The organism is Frankia sp. CcI49 (assembly GCF_001983215.1).
Lineage (GTDB): Bacteria > Actinomycetota > Actinomycetes > Frankiales > Frankiaceae > Parafrankia > Parafrankia irregularis.
In genome coordinates this window covers 228,027-246,092 of sequence record NZ_MOWP01000009.1, presented here as the reverse complement: position 1 = coordinate 246,092, position 18,066 = coordinate 228,027, and the positions used below count along the sequence as shown (strand labels likewise).

The 18,066-nt window shown below is 71.0% G+C and carries 19 protein-coding genes; 16 read left to right on the top strand and 3 right to left on the bottom strand.

All coding sequences use genetic code 11. The features are described from left to right. Positions 1-158: 158 nt before the first annotated feature. The 3 genes from CcI49_RS09925 to CcI49_RS09915 all read left to right on the top strand — a co-directional run bounded on the left by CcI49_RS09925 (position 159) and on the right by CcI49_RS09915 (position 3,027). Positions 159-935 carry an enoyl-CoA hydratase/isomerase family protein gene (locus CcI49_RS09925; RefSeq protein ID WP_054570850.1) on the top strand — a complete coding sequence of 259 codons (777 nt, stop codon included), beginning with the start codon at positions 159-161 and terminating at the stop codon, positions 933-935. A gap of 289 nt (positions 936-1,224) precedes the next feature. Next, the gene (locus CcI49_RS09920; RefSeq protein ID WP_198955486.1) at positions 1,225-2,205 is read left to right on the top strand and encodes a DNA-processing protein DprA; all 981 of its coding nucleotides are present in this window, start codon (positions 1,225-1,227) and stop codon (positions 2,203-2,205) included. Between the two features lie 159 nt (positions 2,206-2,364). Next, entirely contained in the window at positions 2,365-3,027 is a 663-nt protein-coding gene (locus CcI49_RS09915; RefSeq protein WP_158230740.1) for a phosphoribosyltransferase family protein, read from the top strand. Between the two features lie 27 nt (positions 3,028-3,054). Here the strand turns inward: CcI49_RS09915 and CcI49_RS09910 are convergent, their stop codons facing one another. From CcI49_RS09910 to CcI49_RS09900, 3 genes are all read right to left on the bottom strand, one after another. Continuing rightward, positions 3,055-3,825, bottom strand: coding sequence for an SDR family oxidoreductase (locus CcI49_RS09910; protein ID WP_076825967.1), 771 nt, complete (start codon positions 3,823-3,825; stop codon positions 3,055-3,057). 221 nt (positions 3,826-4,046) lie between these two features. Next, positions 4,047-5,420 (bottom strand): Na+/H+ antiporter NhaA, encoded by a 1,374-nt coding sequence (gene nhaA / locus CcI49_RS09905; protein ID WP_076825965.1) that lies wholly within the window; start codon positions 5,418-5,420, stop codon positions 4,047-4,049. Positions 5,421-5,606: 186 nt separating this feature from the next. Beyond that, the gene (locus CcI49_RS09900) at positions 5,607-6,254 is read right to left on the bottom strand and encodes a response regulator transcription factor (RefSeq protein WP_116437376.1); all 648 of its coding nucleotides are present in this window, start codon (positions 6,252-6,254) and stop codon (positions 5,607-5,609) included. A gap of 649 nt (positions 6,255-6,903) precedes the next feature. Here CcI49_RS09900 and mpaB point away from each other — a divergent pair. The 13 genes from mpaB (at position 6,904) to CcI49_RS09845 (ending at position 18,066) form a co-directional block, all read left to right on the top strand. Next, positions 6,904-8,862: a daptide biosynthesis RiPP recognition protein gene (gene mpaB, locus CcI49_RS42015; RefSeq protein WP_158230739.1), complete on the top strand. Its 1,959-nt coding sequence runs from the start codon at positions 6,904-6,906 to the stop codon at positions 8,860-8,862. Beyond that, positions 8,859-9,815, top strand: coding sequence for a daptide-type RiPP biosynthesis methyltransferase (mpaM, locus tag CcI49_RS09890; RefSeq protein ID WP_076825830.1), 957 nt, complete (start codon positions 8,859-8,861; stop codon positions 9,813-9,815). The genes mpaB and mpaM overlap by 4 nt, the downstream gene beginning before the upstream one ends. After that, a complete protein-coding gene (gene mpaD, locus CcI49_RS09885) occupies positions 9,812-11,179 on the top strand; it encodes a daptide-type RiPP biosynthesis aminotransferase (RefSeq protein WP_083473875.1) in 1,368 nt (455 codons plus the stop codon). Before mpaM ends, mpaD begins: the two co-directional genes overlap by 4 nt. Further along, on the top strand, positions 11,176-12,582 hold the full coding sequence (locus tag CcI49_RS09880; protein ID WP_083749408.1) for an iron-containing alcohol dehydrogenase: 1,407 nt from the start codon (positions 11,176-11,178) through the stop codon (positions 12,580-12,582). The genes mpaD and CcI49_RS09880 overlap by 4 nt, the downstream gene beginning before the upstream one ends. Beyond that, positions 12,579-13,901 carry a YcaO-like family protein gene (locus CcI49_RS09875; RefSeq protein ID WP_076825825.1) on the top strand — a complete coding sequence of 441 codons (1,323 nt, stop codon included), beginning with the start codon at positions 12,579-12,581 and terminating at the stop codon, positions 13,899-13,901. The genes CcI49_RS09880 and CcI49_RS09875 overlap by 4 nt, the downstream gene beginning before the upstream one ends. 84 nt (positions 13,902-13,985) lie before the next feature. Continuing rightward, positions 13,986-15,146, top strand: coding sequence for a transposase (locus CcI49_RS09870; protein ID WP_076825822.1), 1,161 nt, complete (start codon positions 13,986-13,988; stop codon positions 15,144-15,146). 178 nt (positions 15,147-15,324) lie between these two features. Continuing rightward, positions 15,325-15,480: a daptide-type RiPP gene (locus CcI49_RS42515; RefSeq protein ID WP_198955485.1), complete on the top strand. Its 156-nt coding sequence runs from the start codon at positions 15,325-15,327 to the stop codon at positions 15,478-15,480. Between the two features lie 53 nt (positions 15,481-15,533). Continuing rightward, entirely contained in the window at positions 15,534-15,713 is a 180-nt protein-coding gene (locus CcI49_RS09865; RefSeq protein ID WP_054570841.1) for a daptide-type RiPP, read from the top strand. Between the two features lie 46 nt (positions 15,714-15,759). Beyond that, positions 15,760-15,942, top strand: coding sequence for a hypothetical protein (locus tag CcI49_RS09860; RefSeq protein ID WP_054570840.1), 183 nt, complete (start codon positions 15,760-15,762; stop codon positions 15,940-15,942). Between the two features lie 124 nt (positions 15,943-16,066). Beyond that, positions 16,067-16,222: a daptide-type RiPP gene (locus CcI49_RS42010; RefSeq protein WP_158230738.1), complete on the top strand. Its 156-nt coding sequence runs from the start codon at positions 16,067-16,069 to the stop codon at positions 16,220-16,222. A gap of 134 nt (positions 16,223-16,356) precedes the next feature. Next, positions 16,357-16,587, top strand: a complete 231-nt coding sequence (locus CcI49_RS09855; protein ID WP_076825820.1) for a hypothetical protein — start codon at positions 16,357-16,359, stop codon at positions 16,585-16,587. Continuing rightward, complete coding sequence (locus CcI49_RS09850) at positions 16,584-17,345, top strand: ATP-binding cassette domain-containing protein (RefSeq protein ID WP_076825818.1); 762 nt, start codon at positions 16,584-16,586, stop codon at positions 17,343-17,345. The genes CcI49_RS09855 and CcI49_RS09850 overlap by 4 nt, the downstream gene beginning before the upstream one ends. After that, positions 17,323-18,066, top strand: a complete 744-nt coding sequence (locus CcI49_RS09845; RefSeq protein WP_076825816.1) for an ABC transporter permease — start codon at positions 17,323-17,325, stop codon at positions 18,064-18,066. Before CcI49_RS09850 ends, CcI49_RS09845 begins: the two co-directional genes overlap by 23 nt.

Below are 18,066 nucleotides of genomic sequence, written 5' to 3'. Positions count from 1 at the left end.
AGTCAGAGAGAATGTAGTTTGCAAGCGTTGGGGACGAGAAGATGTGGTTCCGGTCGTCACGGTGGCTCCGCGGCGTCCGGCGGGCATCGTCGAGGGCCACGCACCGGGGCCGGCCACCGACACCATCGCTACCCGGACCAGCGGATTGGACGTATGACGTGTACGACATGCCGGAGGAGATCGAAGTCCGCGCCGACGGGTCGCTGCGGATCATCACTCTGAACCGACCCGACGAGCTCAACGCCGTCAACGACGCCCTGCACACCGGGCTCGCGAAGCTCTGGCCACAGCTGAACGAGGACCGCGAGGTCCGGGCCGCCGTGCTCACCGGCAGCGGCCGGGCCTTCTCCGCGGGCGGCGACTTCACCTACCTCAACGAGCTGTTCCAGGACCGGGAGCTGCGCGCCAAGTCGATCGCGCACGGCCGTGACATCGTCCTCAACATGGTGCGGTGCCGGGTCCCCGTCGTCGCCGCGGTGAACGGCCCCGCGGTCGGCCTCGGATGCAGCCTGGTCGCCCTCAGCGACATCGTCTACATCGGCGAGAAGGCCTTCCTCGCCGACCCGCACATCCAGGTCGGGCTGGTGGCCGCCGACGGCGGCCCGCTCACCTGGCCGCTGAACACCAGCCTGCACCTGGCCAAGGAGTACGCCTTCACCGGCGCGCGCATCTCGGCCGAGCGTGCCATCCAGATGGGGCTGGCCAACCACATCGCCGCCGACCCGCTGGCCGAGGCGCTGGCCTGCGCGAAGCGCATCGCCGAGCTGCCGCGGCAGGCGGTGGAGGCCACCAAGCGTCTGCTCAACATCCACCAGGAACGTGCCGTGCTCGCCAGCCTCGACTACGCGAACACCGCCGAGGAGCAGTCCTTCCAGACCGACGACTTCGCCGCCATCGTTGCGAGGCTCTCCGCCAAGAACGCCGCCAAGGGCTGACCGGGGCGCTGGCGGCCCCGGCCAGGTCGACGCCGGAGCCGCCAGCAGCCGGCCACCCGTGACGGAATCATGACCAGGGAGAATTCAGGGAGGGTTACTAGTACTTTTGTACTAGTAACGGCATGCGGATAACGACACGCCCCACCGGGGGACAACCAGGTGGCGGTAAGGCATCCACACCACAGCAACCTCGGTGAATCCGCAAGCCAGCAGCTCACCACCGAGGCGCAACTCGCCTCACGTTGGCCCTGATAGGCCATGCGTACTTCGATACGGTGCGCTAGCTTGCTTGAGAAGCTTCGACACGGACCACAAACTGGGGACGATCGCCATGATCAGCGATGAGCAGATACGTCTGCTCACGCTGTGCCGCATTGACGGCGTCGGTTGGCACCTGATCGCCCGCGAGGCGCAACGCCCCGGCGGCCTGGACCGCCTGTACGCAGGCGAGTTCACCGAGGCCACCCGCGACGCGGCCAGATCGCTGCCGAACCTCCGCGCTGGCCTGGACAAGGTCGACTCGCTCATGGCTCAGACCCGCGAGGCCGCGGACCAGGCGGCCGCGGTCGGCGCGACACTCCACACAGTCGTCGATGACTCGTACCCGATGAACCTCCGTCTCGTCTTCAATCTGCCGCCTTTTCTGTTCGTCCGCGGCTCACTGCTCGCCGAGGACATCCGAAGCGTTGCGGTCGTCGGGACGAGAGAAGCGTCACGCGATGGAATGTTCCGGGCCTCAAGAATGGCCCGACTGCTGGTCGAGAACGATGTCACCGTGGTTTCCGGGATGGCACTCGGCATTGATACCGCCGCACATACTGCAACCCTGGAAGCCAGCGGACGAACTATTGCCGTCGTCGGGACCGGGATTCTTCGATCCTACCCCAGACAGAACTCCCAGCTTTGCGAGACGATCGCCGAGCACGGGGCGGTCGTCTCGCAGTTCTGGCCGGACTCCCCACCGACAAAGTTCGGATTCCCGCGTCGGAACGTCACGATGTCAGGCATCACGCAGGGCACTGTTGTGATCGAGGCGTCGAGTACCTCCGGAGCAAAGATGCAGGCGCGCTTTGCTCTGGAGCATGGAAAGCGTGTGTTCCTGTTGCGTAGTCTGGTAGATTCCCACGAGTGGGCACGTGGCTACGTGGAGAATCGAGGCGCACGGGTCGTGGACACTGTGGATGACGTGCTTGAGGGGCTCCTGCCGATCGACCGCATACAGGCTGCGGACGAGCGGCGTGAGCAGTTGGCCATAGAGTTCTCCTCCTGACCGTCACCGCCTGCGATGGCGACGCCCAGCGGTATCGGGCTGCCGACTCCTCCGGGATTCGGAAAGTGCGGGCACTGTCCGCTACGTGAGACCGGGACCGTGCAGTTCTGCTATGAATGCGCAGCTCAGAGCTTCGTCGTACCGGGCACGAGTTGCTGCGTGATCTGTTCTCAACGGCTGGTCGGGCAGCGCTGCCTCAACACCCTGTGCAACTCGACAGACCGGATGTTCGACCGCTCCCACGCGATCGCCATGAAGACAGGGGCACTGGAGGAGGCGATACTCCGCTGGAAGGACCACGACAGGTGGGCCTGGGGGATTATCTTCGCGCGTGTACTTGTGGGTTACATGCTCGAGAACTTCGCTGCGGACCCGCACGACTGCATCATCCCCAGCCCGACCTTCGCGGAGCCGGGCGCCGCACCGCAGCAGGACATGACTCGCTTTGTGATCCAACAGGCCATCGGCCATGATCATTCGGGGAAACTGCCCTTTCACCTCGACCCACCCCTGGTGATCCGGATGTACGCCACCCCGAAGATGCGCCGGCAGCGCAACGCGGCGGGCCGGCAGGTGGCTGCCGCGGCGCTGCGCGCGGCGCTGCGGGTACCCGACCCGGCTCTGGTCGCGGGTCGGCGCATCCTTGTCTACGACGACGTCTTCACCAGCGGCAACACGCTCAACGAGGTCGCTCGAGCGCTGCGGAACGCGGGAGCCGCCAAGGTGTCCCAGGTGGCACTGTCACGGCAGCCCTGGAGCGCCCCGGCCGGAGATCCGGCCGGGGCGACAGACACAGCCGGAGCCCCGGACCTTTTCACCTGACGGCGCGTCCGCGTTCCGCCGGCTGGTTCAGAGCGTCCGGAACAGGCCGCCGTCGACGAGGATCTGAGCCCCGTTGACGTAGCCGGCGGCGTCGCTCGCGAGGAAGAGGCAGACCCCGACCATGTCGCCGGGCACACCGATCCGCTTCATCGGATTCATCTCGGCGGCGAGGCGCTTGGCGTCCGGGCCCCAGGCGTTGGTGATGTCGGTGTCGAACGCCCCGGGCAGGACCAGATTCGCCCGCACCTTGGGCGCCCAGGCCCCGGCCAGGCCGAGGGTCAGCGCGTTGAGGGCTGCCTTCGCCATCGCGTAGGGCAGGTCGCTCGGGTTCGGCCGTAGCGAGCCGGCCGTCGTCACGTTGATGATCGAGCCGCCGTCGCCGGCCGCCATGCGGGTGYCGATCAGGGCGCTCAGCCGGAACGGCCCACCCGCGTTGACGGCGTGCACCTTGTCGTACAGCGCCTGGCTGACCGAGGCCAGGTCGTCGTACACGGGCGACATTCCGGCGTTGTTGACGAGCACGTCGCAGCGACCGAACTCGGCGTAGACCGTGTCGACGAGGCTGTCGCAGTCTTCCCACCGGCCGACGTGGCAGGCGACGGGGAGGGCACGTCGCCCGGTTGCCGCCTCGATCTCGGCCGCCGCGGCCTTGCAGGCGTCGAGCTTTCGGCTCGCGACGACGACGTCCGCGCCGGCCGCGGCGAAGCCCTCGGCGACCGCCCGGCCGATTCCCCTGCTGCCACCGGTGACGACAGCCACCCGACCGGAAAGATCTAACATCTGACTAGGTCCACTCATCTTGTTTTCGGTCACCATGCGAGTCTCGCCTACCTCACCGCTGGCAGGCACCTGTCTTAGCGACAAACATCGGAGCAGGCGGCGGAGCAGGTGCCCGGGCAGGCGGCCCGAAACAGGCGCCGGCCCGAAACAGGCGGCGGCCGCAGACAGGCGGCGGCCCGAAGCGGCGACGGCCGCAGACAGGCGGCGGCCCGAAGCGGCGACGGCCGCAGACAGGCCGGTCACCGGCCCCGCTGGTCAGCCTCGGAGGTCTGGTAGATGTCGGGAATGCCGTCGGCGTCGAGGTCGACCGTCTCCTCGGCGGCCAGCCGGCGGTAGACCCGGTTGCGTGCGCGCAGCACGATCGTGGCGAACATCGCCGCGGCCACCGAGCCGATGAAGATCGCAATCTTGACGTGATTCGCCTGCCCCGCGTCGTCGTCGAACGCGAGCTCACCGAGCAGCAGGCAGACGGTGAAGCCGACTCCGGCGAGCAGCGCGACGCCGAACACGTCCCACCAGGAAAGCTCCGAATCCAGCTCGGCCCGGGTGAACCGGGCCAGCAGCCAGGTCGACCCCAGCACCCCGATCGGCTTACCGAGCAGCAGGCCAAGCGCCACCCCGATGGCGATCGGATCGGTGAACGCCCCGCCGATGCCGCCTTGGAGCAGGGAGACACCGGCAGCCATCAGCGCGAAGAGCGGCACGGCCACGCCCGCCGAGACGGGGCGCCAGAAGTGTTCGAAGCGCTCCGACATCCCCGCGTGCTCCCCGGGGCCGGGGCGAGCCGGAACAGTGAAGCCCAGGAGCACCCCGGCGATGGTCGCGTGGATCCCCGAGGCGTGCATGAAGGCCCACGCGGCGACCGCGAGCGGCACCAGCAGCCACCACCGCGGGACCGAACGGTTCACCAGCAGCCCGAACACGACGATGAGAGCCAGTGAGGCCAGCGCCGGGCCGGGGCTCAGATGATCGGTGAAGAACAGCGCGATGATCGCGATCGCCAGCAGGTCGTCGACCACCGCCAGCGTGAGCAGGAAGGACCGCAGCGCCGCCGGCAGGTGCGCGCCGATGATCGCCAGCACGGCCACGGCAAACGCGATGTCCGTCGCGGTGGGCACCGCCCAGCCGGTGGATGATCCGTCCGCGCTCACCGTGTTGACCAGCAGGTAGATCAGGACGGGGGTCACCATCCCACCGACCGCGGCGACGACGGGCAGCACCGCCCGGCTCACCGACCTCAGGTCCCCCAGCAGGAACTCCCGCTTGAGCTCCAGCCCCACCACGAAGAAGAAGATCGCCAGCAGTCCGTCCGCCGCCCACTGCTCGAGGCTCAGATGCAGGTGCAGCGAACCGGGCCCGACGCTGGTCTCGACCAGCGAGTGGTACGACTCCCGCCAGGGCGAGTTCGCCCAGGTCAGCGCGATCAGGGCACCGGCCAGCAGCAGGATGCCGCCGACCGTCTCGTCGCGCAGGATGCCCGCGACGTGCTGAGCCTGCGGCCAGCTCGGCAGGCCCAGCAACCGTGACCGGGACGGCTGAGAGTCGGACGGCTGAGGCTCGGACGGCTGGGATCCGGCACTTCCACGCGACTCACGGCGGGACGGATCGGGCATCGGCAGCTCTTCTCGGTCGGTACGGAGCGCACTCATGCCCGGACCGCAGAGAACGATCAGGAAACTCCGATCGCCAACGGCCCCGCGCGGCCGCGGAGACGACCCCGGGCCCGCACGACTTCGGGCACAACGCACTGAACTGCCGACCAGACTTCCCGGCGCACCTCCGTCGACCCTACATGGGCCCTACCAGGCGGCACCAGACCATGATCTCGCCAGCTCAGTGGCGTCCGGCCTGGCCAGCGGACTGACCGCGACCGGGCCCTGCATCGCCACCGGGCTCAGCTGCCGCTCCAGGGCGACCCGGACCAGTTCCGCCTTGTTCCCCAGCGCCAGTTTGGCCCGGGTACGCCGCACATAGGTGTTGACCGTGGTTACCGCAACACCCAGTCTCGTGGCGATCTGGCCATGCGTCAGCCCTTCCGCAATCAATCCAAGCACCTGCTCCTCCCGCTCGGACAGCCGTGGACGGACAGTGTCCGCAGCCGGCGCATCGAGCGCCCGATCCGCGAAAAACGCCTCCGCAAGCGGGGACGGCAGATAGAATCCATCCATCGCGACCGCCCGCACCGCGACCGCAAAGGTCGAGCAGGGCGCACTGCTCGATATATAGCCGCAGGCACCGGCTTTCAGCAGAGAAAACGCCTTTTCGCCGTCCAGCGACTCCGAAACGGCGAGTACGCGGCCGATTGACCTGACATCGCGAACCGCCTCGACCGGCGAGGCCGAACCGGCGCCGAAGTCGAGGATGACGATGTCGAGGTCGACGCCACCTGCGGCCCGTAACATTTTTTGTAGATCATCGCCGCTTTTGGCAAGAAGAGCTTCGGTCATGTCCGGCTCACGAATCAGAAGTTGCTGGACCGCCCACCCGAAGAGTGGGCGGTCACCAACGACTCCGATCCTCAGGGATGACGGGCAGACATGATCTACCACGATATCTCCTTTTCGGTAGGCCGGCTGCCGAGAGTAACGAGACGATATTTACTGACGAGCTACAGACCGTAAACGGACGATGAACACCCAGCCCGCCCCGTGTCGCCTTTTTTGGGGACACCGGGGAGGACAGACACCGACGGTAATAGATGGCCATAGTTACGCTCGCGTGCGTTCCCTGCCGCGACGACAGCCACACACCGGAGGTGTTCAGTTGCGCCGCTTCACCCTCCTCGACTTGCGGAAACACAGCAGTGGCCAGGTGACCGAGATCCTCGGAACCCGGCCCAGCTGGCCGCTTCGTCTCGTGCACGCCGCTCTGGCGAGCCGTGGCTATGTGGTCGACACAGCTGAGTCGGCCTGTTCACTGCCGCACCTGCGTGCGTTGGTCGCGCAGGACTCCGACGGCCTGGACAACCCACCGTCGGTCGGCACGGAAACACCGACGGAATCCACGGTTCCGGCCCGACCGACAAATGGCGAGATCATTTGGATCGACCGTTGCCGATGCGACGACGCCTACTGCGGTCGAGGGTGGCGAGCCACGGTGGCGACGGCCGCTGACGGGGTGGCCGCGGGCGTGGCCGACGGCGGCCGACCAGCGGATGAGCCGGACGGTGCTGGTCCGGGGGCGCTGGCCGGCCTGCTGGCGCGGCTCTCGGTGCCGTGGCAGGCCGATGACCTCGACCGCAGTCCGTACCTCGACGGCGTCTCACCGGCGCACGAGGTCACCCAGGTCGGCATCTCGCTGGTGGCCGAGAACGCGGACGGCACGTTCGCGGACCGACCGGCCACTCTGCTGGCGGCCGAGCTGTCGTGGCTGCGGTCGCAGGAGGAGATGCCGTCCTCGCCGGTTCCCCTGCACGGCCTGTCCGGATCGGTCGAGGACGTCCGGCGCCGGCTGGTCTCCTTCGCCTCGCTGGCCGGCCTCGCCGCCATCGCCGACGGAACGGCGACACCCTGCTGGTCGGCGACGCTGGCGGCCACACTGATCGACGAGGCCGGCGTCCGCGCCGTCGCCGAGCTCACCGAGGCCGCCGGCATCGTCCAGATCCGGGTCACCGGAATCAGCGGGGCGGCTCAGGCGATCGGGCTGCTGGCCCTCGGCCGCCACATCGCTCTGGAGCTGGATCTGCGTGCGCTCGGCCCGGGAGACGTCCAGCGTGTCGCCGCGAAGGCGGGCGGCCAGCGGGTCACGCTGCGCGCGGGGACGACCGAGGACGGCCTGATGTCAGGCGAGCTCCTGACCCTGGCGCCGGGCCTGCTGCTGGACGAGCCCGGCAGCGCCGAGCACATCCAGGCGATCAGCGGGCGGCTCGGGCGATGGGCCACCGGCGGCCGGGCACCGGTCGACGGTGACGAGCGTCCCGCCCCTACGGCCGACCCGGCGGCCGGGGCGGGCAGCGGGCCGGGCAGCGGGCCGGAGGAGATCGTGCTCGCCTCAGCCGAGCATCTCACCGCCGTCACCGATCCCGACACCGGCCTGGCCGACTTCCAGACCCTGGTGTTCACTCCGGCCGATCCGGGCACGCCGGTACCGGCCGCGGTCGTGGGCTCGCTCGTCCGCTACGCCGGCTCCGCCACCGAACCCGGTGACGACCTCCTCATCGGCGACGACTTCTTCCTGCAGACCTTCGACTACGCGTCCGGCGCCTACCTGTCGCTCGTCGGGCCCACCCTGCTGCGCATCACCTCCGAGATCGACTACTCGGTGTTCCTCGAGGACGCGGACGCGGCCCGCAGCCGCGGCGACTTCCCGGAACACCTGCTGCACCCGCTGGTCCAGCTCGCGGACAGCTGCGCGCTCGGAACGCTGCACCCGTGCGCGGGCCGACTGGGCCGCCGTCTGTTCGTCGCCGCCGACGGGACGGTTCGCCCGGCTCCCGGCGGCGCGATCTTCGGTCACCTGACCACCGCGGGCTTCCAGCCGCTGGAGCACGCCTTCTCCGGCCACGCTGAGATCCTCGACGGGGTCCCCGCGGACGATCCGTGTCTGGCCGAGGTCGTCCCGGCCGAGGTGTCGAGCCAGGCCCGCCAGGTTCGGCCCTGGCTGTCACGGTTCCTGTGGAGCATCGACGCGCTGCGGCGGGCCCAGCGCGAAGGGATCAAAAGGCCGACCGTCTCCGGTTTCGGTGGCCGGCTGGTCGAGGCGCTCGCCGGCGAGCTGGCGGACGTCGACGCGCCGAACGCGCCGCTGATCGTGGCCGACCGCTCCGCGGCGCTGCTCGTGACGGCGGGCGACCTGCGGGTCTTCCGGATCAGCCCGGCCGCGGCCGCGATGGTCGAGATCCTGCTGGTCGTCGGCTCCGGCGAGCGTGCGGTCGAGCTTGCATGCGGCCACACCAGGGCGTCCGCCGACACGGTACGCAGTGGTTTCGCCACACTCATCGCCACGTTCGCGCGCTCGGGCGTCGACCTCGCCGGCATCGCCGGCATCGCCGCACGGTCCGCGGCCAGGGACGCCGTCGCCGTCGTCGCCACCGCCACGCCTGGCTCATCCCGGTGAGCGCCGAAGCCGCCGTCGAGGCAACCGCGGTGACGGCCACCGAACTCGCCACCCAGGCCACCGGACCGGGGCCCTACCGAGCGGGATCCGACCGAGCGGGATCCGACCGGCCCGGTACAGCCGGCGCCCTCATCCGGATGTTCGGCGACGCGCTCGCGGTCGAGGACATCTACTCGGAGCGGGGTTCGGTCCTCTACGACCTCCTCGGGGGCGAGGACCAGCAGGAGATCACCGAACTGCTGTCGGCGCTGGGCGGCACCCGGCGCTCGGTGCTCGAGCTGGCCGCCGGTTCCGGCCGGCTGACCCTGCCGATGCTGCGCCACGGCCACGACGTGGTCGCGCTGGAGAAGTCCCCGATGATGCTGCGCCTGCTCGGCGCGAAGGCCGCGGCGGCGGAGCAGGGTGCCGGTCCGCTCACCCTGGTCGAGGGCGACATGAGCCGGTTCGACCTGGGACGTCGCTTCGACGCCGTCGTGCTCGGCGCCACCTCGGTGTCGCTGCTGGACGCGGCCGGGCGGGCCGCCATGTTCGGCGCGGTCCGGCGGCACCTCACGCCGACCGGCATGTTCCTGTTCAGCACCCTCCAGATGCGCCGCGGCCCGATGCTGGCCCAGCCGGTCCGCGAGAACACCCATGTGCTGACCGTGCCCGCGGCCGACGGGCCCGGCGGGTCGATGGTGGTCCTCGTCGAGTGGATCGACGGCCCGGGGCAACAGCGCCTGATCAGCGCGTTCCGTTCCGAGGTCGATCCGGCCGGCACCGTCGACCATCGCCTTTTCACCAGCGAGGTACGCCTCCTGGACGTCGCCGATCTCGAACGCGAGCTCGCCGCCGCCGGCCTGACCGTCGCCGGCCGTGAGCAGATCGCCGGCGGTCGCGAGCCTGACCGCTCGACCCTGCTGCTGCAGTGCGTCCCCTCCCCGGACCCGGACCAGGACGGAGCACGGTCATGACCTCGGGAACACTCGACCTCGGCCCGGTCGTCGACCAGCCCGTCGACGGCGACGTCGAACCACTGTGGCAGCTGCTGTCCCCACCCAGCCGRTTCGATTCGTCCAGCGCCCGGGTGCTGGGCGCCAGCGGGGTGCGGCTGCGCTTCGCGGACGGGGTGGACGCCCTGTGCGCCAGCAGTGGGCTGTGGAACGTCAACATCGGCTACGGGAACCAGGCCGTGGCCGACGCCGTGCACCGCGCGATGCTCGACGCGTCCTACCTGACGCTGTTCCGCCGCACCCACCCGTGGGCACTGGAGGCGGCGCGGACGCTGGTGGAGCTCTGCGGGGCGGACACCTTCGGCCGGGTGCTGTTCTCGACGTCCGGCAGCGCTGCCAACGACGCGATGATGAAGATCGTCCGGCATTACTGGGCGTTGCGGGGCCAGCCGGGCCGCCGCCTGGTCGTCGGGCTGCGTGACAGCTACCACGGGCTGACCTACGGAAGCTCCGCGCTGACCGGTGAGGATCTCGCTCAGGACCTCTACCTGGTCGACCGCAGGTTCGTCCGGCATGTCGGGCATACCGACCCCGCCGCGCTGCGCCGGCTGGTGACCGGCGCGGGCGCGCAGATCGGCGCGGTCGTCGTCGAGCCGGTGCTGGGCACCGGAGCCCACGAGCTCCCGGACGACTTCCTCGCCGAGCTGATCGCGCTGCGGGAACAGTACGGTTTCCTGCTGGTCGCGGACGAGGTGGCGACCGGGTTCGGCCGCACCGGCAGGTGGTTCGCCTCGCAGGCCTGGCCGGCGACCCCCGATGTGATGGTCCTGTCCAAGGGACTGACCAACGGGACCTGCGCGGGCTCGGCGGTCGTGGTGTCGCACGAGATCCGGGCGGCCTTCGACGAGGCGGACGCGGTGCTGGCGCACGGCGAGACGAACGCCGGCACCCCGCCGACCTGCGCGGCGATCACCGCGACCGTCGCTCAGATGCGCCAGCACGACGTGGTCGCCCGCGGCGCGGCCCTCGGCGAGCGGCTCGGTGCCGGGCTGGCCGAGCTGGTGGACCGGCACCCGGCCGCCGTCGCGCACCGCGGCCGGGGCTGTTTCCGTCATCTCAGCCTGGTCCGCCCGGACGGCGAGCCCTACACGCCGGACGACGTCGTCGCCGCGCTGGAGGCGATCCGGCTGGCGGGTGCGGCCGTCCACCCGGGGCCGGCCGGCATCCAGCTCGTGCCGCCGCTGATCTACACGGACGACGATCTCGCCGAGCTGCTGGACTGCGTGGAGCGGGGACTGACCGCCGTCTGGACCGGCCGGGTCGACCAGCTCCGCGCGGCCCGTCGCTCCGGGCACGCCACACCGGGCGTCATGGTGGCGAGATGATCACTGTGGCACCGGGCGACGCCGCGCCGGCCGCCCCGGGGTGGCAGTGGAGCTGCCCGACCCGGGTGGTGGCCGGGCCGGGCGCGCTGATGCGGGTCGTCGACGAGCAGCGCCAGGCCGGACGGGCCGTCGGGCTCGTGGTCGACGTCGGTGTCGCCGCGTGCCCGGCCGTGACCGGGCTGCTCCGGGAGCATCCCGGCATCAGCATGATCGCGGTCGAGCCGCGCCGCTCCGGCCTGGCCGAGGTGGCGGCCATGGCCGCCTGGCTGCGCGACGAGGCAGCGGCCGGACGGCTCGACACGGTCGTGGCCGTCGGTGGCGGCAGCCTGCTCGACCTGGTCAAGCTCGGCTGGCTCGCGCTGGCCGACGGTACCGCCCTCACCCGGCTGCGCACCGGCCGCGCCGGCGCCGTCGCCCTCCCGTTCCCGCCCCGGCCCCCGGCCCCGCCTTCGCCTCGATCTCCGTCCCCGCCACCCGCTTCGTCCCCGCCGCCCGCTTCGTCCATGCCGCCCGCTTCGTCCATGCCGCCCGCTTCGTCCATGCCGCCCGCTTCGTCCATGCCGCCCGCTTCGTCCGCGCCTTCGGCTTCGCTCCCGCTGCGTGTCCTGGTGCCGACCACTGTCGGCACCGGCTCCGAGATCAGTGCGGTGGCTTGTGTGGACGTCCAGGGCCGGCATCGGCTGGCCGTCTGCACGGGCCTGCGGGCCGAGATCGCGGTCCTCGATCCCGAGGCGACCGGCGGCCTGCCCCGCCTCATGCTCATCGAAGGGGTCCTGGAGGCGCTGATGCGCCTGACGGGCCCGCTGGTGGGCAGCCAGCTGCCGCGTGCGGTCGGTGACGCCGCCGGGCTGGCCCTCATCGCCGAGCTGGTCCGTCTCGGCGATCAGCTCGCCGTGACCGCCGAGCCCACGGCGGCGCAGCGGCTGCTGGCCGCCGAGCTCTCGGCCTACACCCACGCCAGCTGGGCGCTGTCCGGGCGTGACCCGTTCGGCGGGCGCGCCTGGTACCTCGCCAACGAGGTCTCGAGCGTGCTCGGGGTCAGCAAGATGGTGGCGACGGTGCCGGCCGCCGCCGGGGTGTGGGCGCGCGTCGCCGAGGGCGACCGCCGATTCGGCCACCCCGACCGCCTGGCCGTGGTGTGGGGCGCCGTGCGCGCCGCGAGCTCGGCCCCGCTCGGCGACGACGCCGGGGACGGCCTGCGGCGGCTGGCCGCCGGCTGGGGCGTTCCACCGTGCCCGACCCCCGGCGACCCGGTCGTGGAGGTGATCGCCCGCCAGGTGACGAACGCCTTCGGGGGTGGGCTCCCGCCGCTCGCCGGCATCAGCGGCGCCGAGATCCGTGAACTACTGCGGCAGTCGCTACGGCACCACCCGGACCGGAGTCAGCAAGGAGCGATGGCGTGATCGACGCACGGGCGACCCTCGAACGCGCCGCGGGCATCGCCCGCAGCACCACGATGATTCCCCCGGCGACGGGCCAGCCGCTGTGGACCGTGGCCGTCGACATCGGCGGTCTGGACGGGGCCGGGCACCGTGGCCTCGAATCCGGGGACTACCCCCTGCACCTGGTCGGCGCGGCCGGGACAGGTCCCGGGGACGCGCTGCTACGCGGTGCCGGCGAGGCCGTGGAACGGTTCGCGCTGCGCCCGGTACCGGGGCCGGACCAGTCCACCGAGACAGGCCAGGCCGAGGGACGGCCGCTGCCGTTCGCCGACCCGCGGGTCGCCCTCGGCTCGCCGGACGCGGACCCCGCGGCCCTGCGCTGGATGACCGGCCAGGACCTGGTCAGTGGCGAACCGGTGGCCGTCCCGACGGCTCTGGTGGACTACCCGGCCGCAGACCCGGCCTCCCTGCGCTGGTTCGACCCCACCCCGTCGGGCGCCGCCTCCGGCGCGGGCGCCGAGATGGCCCTGCGCAACGCCCTGCACGAGATCGTCGAGCGGGATGCCGTCATGATCGCGTGGGCGGCCCAGCTGCGGCTGGAGCGGGTCGAGCTGGCCGACCTGGTGAACGCGACGACGACCCGGCCGGCGGCGGTCCGGGAGCTCGGCCGGCTCGCGCACGTCGCCGACGAACTGGGCCTCTCGGTGTCCTTCGGCGCGGTCCCGACCGCGCTGCGCGGCGTCGAGTGCGTCATCTCGGTACTCGTCGACCGCCGCTCCCACCGGCCGCTGGCCGCCGTCGGTTCCCGGGCCTCGGCCTGCCGCGCCGAAGCGGCGCTGGGTGCGTTCCGGGAGACCTTCCAGGTCCGCGAGGTGCTGCGCGGAGTCTGCGGCTGGTACCGCGAGGACCGCGAGGACCTGGCCGCGTCACTCCCGCCGGTCCGTTCCGATCTCGACCGGGCCCGCCTGTGGACGACTACCGAGGCGGTCGACGCGGTGGAGCAGTGGACGGCGAGCTTCCTCGATGGCCGGCGCGAGCGGAGGCCTCAGGAGTCGTCGGACGCCGCGGCGGCGTCCATCGCCGACCTGGTGGACGATCTCGCCCAGGACGGGGGGCGGCCGACGGTCGTGGACCTGACCGACCGGCTGCCGGCGCCGATCCGTGCGATGGGCTGGCACGCGCTGAAGGTCATACCGGTCGGCCTGCACGCCCTGCGCATGGATGAGCGGCACGAGTTCACCTGGCTGCGCGCCCGGATCGACGACGCGCCGGACCGCCTGGCTGTCCCCGGCGGGGTCCCCGACCGCACCATCCACCCGTTTCCGCATCCCCTGATCTGACATCCCTCGAAGCCGGGCGGACTGGCCGCGGCCTGCCGCCCGGCCGACCACCGCCACGGCCTGAGTCTGTTGGAGGTGTGCTGGTTGACCACGGAAGCCATCCTTGATCCCTGGTCGAGCGTCGAGGACCTGGCGCAGTCACAGGAGACAGCGGACGAGCTGGATCTTCTGCATGCCCGGGTCGCGCATCGGTTCGGCCGGCCGGAGCCGCGCCGGCGAGCCCTCGCCTACCTGCGCGGGCTGGTCTCGGTCGACGGCGCGCGACACGGCCAGGCCCTCGCCGCCGCGGCCGGTGAGAGCAGCCCCGACGGTATGCAGCGCCTGCTGACGGCCGCCGGCTGGGACGCCGACCTCGTTCGCGACGACCTGCTCGGCTACGTGCGCCAACGGCACGTCCATGCCGCGGCCGCGCTGGTCGTCGACGAGGTGGTGCTGCCCGGCCGGGGGCCGCGCTTCGCCGGCGCGGCCCCCCGCTACCTCGCCGAGTCCGGACGGGTCGAGAGCTGCCAGGTCGCGGTGTTCGCCGCGTACGCCACCGGCGAGCGCTCGATCCTGGTGGACCGGGAGCTGTGCCTGCCAAGCCCCTGGGACACCGACCGCAGGCTGCGCCGCTCCGCCGGAGTCCCGGACGACCAGGAGCAGGGCGGCTCGCGGGAGCTGGCCGCGGAGCTGGTGGCGCGGGCCACCCGACGGCTGCCGGTGCGCTGGATCCTGTTGGGGCCCGCGCTCGGCGCGGACGACCGGCTGCGGGCCTGGCTCGCCCGCAACGACGTGGCGTTCGTGGCCCGGATCGGTCCTGGCACGACCATCGGGACGACCATCGGCCGGCGCGTCACCGCGGCGGCGCTCGCCGCCGCCGACAGTCAGCGAGGTGGCGAGGCGTGGGCTCAGATACGGGTCCGCCCGTCCCGCGGCGGCCGCTGGGATCATCGCCTGTTGCTGCGGCGCCGGCCGCAGTCGGAGCCGCTCTTCTACGCCTGCCACGTGCCGCGGGGCACGTCCCTCAACGAGCTGGTCGACGCCGCGCGCCGCACCGGCGCGGTGCGCGATGGCGTCCGGCGAGCCAGGGCGACGGTCGGGCTGGACAGCTACCGGGTCCGAAGCTGGACCGGGTGGTACCGGCACATGACCCTCGCCATGCTGGCCGCCGCGGCCAGCGGCTCGCCCGTCGCCATCTCGCCCGTCGCGACCGGTTCCGGCTGGGGCGAAGTGCGGTTTTCCGCGGAAAGCGCGGCCCGGCGATAACCCGCAGATAACGGCGGCACCGGAACGCGCGAGTTCACCGCCGGTTCACTGACAGAGAAAAGCAGACCTCCTACTATTGGAGACACAGGGAAACAGAAGCGCACAGCGCGACTGAAAACCTCTCTGTAAAAAACAGTGAGCCTGACGACGAGGCTCAATCTACGCGGAGGTGAAATTCATGGAGTTCATTCCTTCCCTCGACCTGGCTGTTGAGGAGCTGGAGAACCTCGAGGCTCCGGCCTGGTGGCACTACGTGGTCGGCTTCGGTGCCGGCGCGGTTGTCGGCGGCGCCGCCCTCTACGGCGGCATCGCCATCGGCGTCGCCATCACCTGATCCGCGTCCGGCACCAGGCCGTTCGCTCCCAACAACGGAAAGGAGGTGCAAACATGTCTGTTCTCACCGCTGAGCGCCCGTTCGACACGAAGCTGCTCTCGCTGGACATCGAGGAGCTCGAGTCGCTCGAGGCCCCGTTCAACTGGGACGCCTTCTGGTCGGGCTTCCGCGCCGGTGTCGCCGTCGTCGGCGTCGGTGCGGCCGGTGTCGGCATCGGCATCGCCATCACCTGATGTCGGCCTTCCTCATACGACCGGTGAACAGCAAAGGAGGTGAGAGATGCTCGCGTCCGTTCTGACCGGGCCCGGGACCGACACCCCGTCGCTGTCGCTGGACGTCGAGGAGCTGGAGTCCCTTGAGGCCCTCTTCGACTGGGGTGCCTTCTGGCAGGGATTCCGGGTCGGTGTCGCGGTGGCCGGCGCTGCCGGCGCCGGTATCGGCATCGGCATCGCGATCACCTGATCGACCGGGACCCTCGGCTCCACCTGAAAAGGCGGACGGAAGCGGGCGGATGGTAGCCGCCCGCTTCCGTACCACCTTGGTACCGCCGTTATCAGGACCTGTCCATTCCGTCTGGAGGTGAAACATGAACACTCTCGACAGTGATCTGCTGGAGCTGGGTGTCGACGAGCTCGAGGCTCTGGACGCCCCCTTCGACTGGCGCGCGTTCTGGGTTGGTGCCGAGGCCGGCGCCATCACGGTGGCGGTCGTGGGCGGCGGGATCGCCCTCGTGCTGACCTGAGCCGACCGGCAATCTGATCTGACCAACCCGGCCTGCTCTGGTCTGGCTCGATCCGACCCGATCAGGCCGGGTCCGGCTTCTGCCCGTGCACCCGTGCGCCTTCGCACCTTTGCACCCGGGTGAGGAGAACACTGATGAGTCGGATATTCGCCCTCTCCGCGGCCAGCCGGCCGCAGGCCCTGGCCGCGCTGGTGAGCGGGATGGGTCTCCTCGTCGCCGTCATCGCCATGCTCACCCCGCAGGGCTCGAACACCGCGACCTCCGCGCTGGGAATCGTCAGCGTCGTGGCGATGCTCGTCCTGATCACCGGCATGGGGGTACTCATCGGCCAGGCGCTGAGCCACCGAAGCGGTGGCGGGTCATGACACCCGTCGTGCGTTTCGACGCCTTCACCAAGGCCTTCGGCGAGACGGTGGCTGTCAAGGACCTCAGCTTCGAGGTGCGGTCCGGCCGCGTCGTGGGCCTCGTCGGGCCGAACGGCGCGGGCAAGAGCACGTCGCTGCGCGGCCTGCTCGGCCTGGTCCGTCCCACCTCGGGAAGCGCCACCGTCTTCGGCGGCCCCTACTCCGCCCTCACCGACCCGGCTCGCCGCGTCGGCGTGAGCATGGACGGCGTCGGCATCAACCCGGYGCATTCCGGGCGGCGGCACCTGACGGTCTACGCCCGGGCCATCGGGCTGCCCGACAGCCGGGTCGACGAGGTCCTGGAGCTGACGGGCGTGGCCGACGCCGCGAACCGCCGGCTGCGTGGCTGGTCCACCGGTATGCGCCAGCGCCTCGGCCTGGCCACCGCCCTGCTCGGGGACCCGGACCTGCTCGTCCTGGACGAGCCGACCAACGGGCTCGACCCCGAGGGCGTCCGCTGGCTGCGCACCTTCCTGCGTGACCAGGCCGCCGCCGGGCGCACCGTCCTGCTCTCCAGCCACATGCTCGCCGAGCTGGAGAACACCGTCGACGACATTGTGATCATCAACCGTGGCGTCCTCTTCGTCGGCGAGCTCAGCAGCCTGGTGAGCGACGGAGCTCGGCTGGAGGAGCGCTTCTTCGACCTGCTCACGAAACCCGCGTTGGCCGGCGTCGGCGCGTCCGGGGAGGGAAGCAATGCGCAGACAGATCCGCAGTGAGCTGCTGAAGGCACGCAGCGGCTGGCTGCTGCCCGCGCTCCTGCTCACCGCGGTCATGCTCGACGCCCTTTCCATGCTCGGGACGTCCAGCGTCGTCCACGACGACATCGCGGCCGGCCGGACGACCCTCGCCGCCGGCTCGCACGACGTCGTCCGGCTCGGCTTCGCGAACCTGCTGTTCGCCGCCCTGTTCGGTGTGCTCATGGTCACCGGGGAGTACCGCACGGGAACCATCAGCCGGTCTCTGCTGCTCACCCGCTCGCGCCGGGACGTCCTCGCCGCCAAGGCGACCGTGAGCCTGCTCGGCGGTCTCGTCTTCGGCCTCGCCGGGGCCGCGACCGGCCTGCTCACCGGGTGGATCGCGATGGGCGCGCGCGGGGACGACCTCGTGCTCGACCGCGAGACCTGGCTCATCTGCCTCGGGCTGGTGCTCGTCTCGACCCTGTCCGCCCCCTGGGGGACGTTCCTGGGCTGGGTCATCCGCCAGCAGGTACCCGCAGTGATCATCACCCTGATCTGGACGCTGGTCGTGGAGAGCGCGCTGAGCGCCTGGGTGCCGGACTTCGCCCGCTTCCTGCCAGGTGGCGCCCAGGCCTCCATCTACCGGGACACCGCGACCGACGTGCTCGCGATGCCGTGGGGTGTCGCCCTGTTCTGCGGCTGGCTCGCGGTGGCCGGTGTCGCCGCCGAGCGCCTGCTGCATCGACGCGACGTCACCTGA

Excerpts from the sequence above, each read along its gene's own strand:
- nhaA (WP_076825965.1), bottom strand. The coding sequence starts at position 5,420 with ATGCCCGATCCGTCCCGCCGTGAGTCGCGTGGAAGTGCCGGATCCCAG.
- CcI49_RS09900 (WP_116437376.1), bottom strand. The coding sequence starts at position 6,254 with ATGACCGAAGCTCTTCTTGCCAAAAGCGGCGATGATCTACAAAAAATG.
- CcI49_RS09880 (WP_083749408.1), top strand. The coding sequence starts at position 11,176 with ATGATCACTGTGGCACCGGGCGACGCCGCGCCGGCCGCCCCGGGGTGG.
- CcI49_RS42515 (WP_198955485.1), top strand. The coding sequence starts at position 15,325 with ATGGAGTTCATTCCTTCCCTCGACCTGGCTGTTGAGGAGCTGGAGAAC.
- CcI49_RS09865 (WP_054570841.1), top strand. The coding sequence starts at position 15,534 with ATGTCTGTTCTCACCGCTGAGCGCCCGTTCGACACGAAGCTGCTCTCG.
- CcI49_RS09860 (WP_054570840.1), top strand. The coding sequence starts at position 15,760 with ATGCTCGCGTCCGTTCTGACCGGGCCCGGGACCGACACCCCGTCGCTG.
- CcI49_RS42010 (WP_158230738.1), top strand. The coding sequence starts at position 16,067 with ATGAACACTCTCGACAGTGATCTGCTGGAGCTGGGTGTCGACGAGCTC.
- CcI49_RS09855 (WP_076825820.1), top strand. The coding sequence starts at position 16,357 with ATGAGTCGGATATTCGCCCTCTCCGCGGCCAGCCGGCCGCAGGCCCTG.
- CcI49_RS09845 (WP_076825816.1), top strand. The coding sequence starts at position 17,323 with ATGCGCAGACAGATCCGCAGTGAGCTGCTGAAGGCACGCAGCGGCTGG.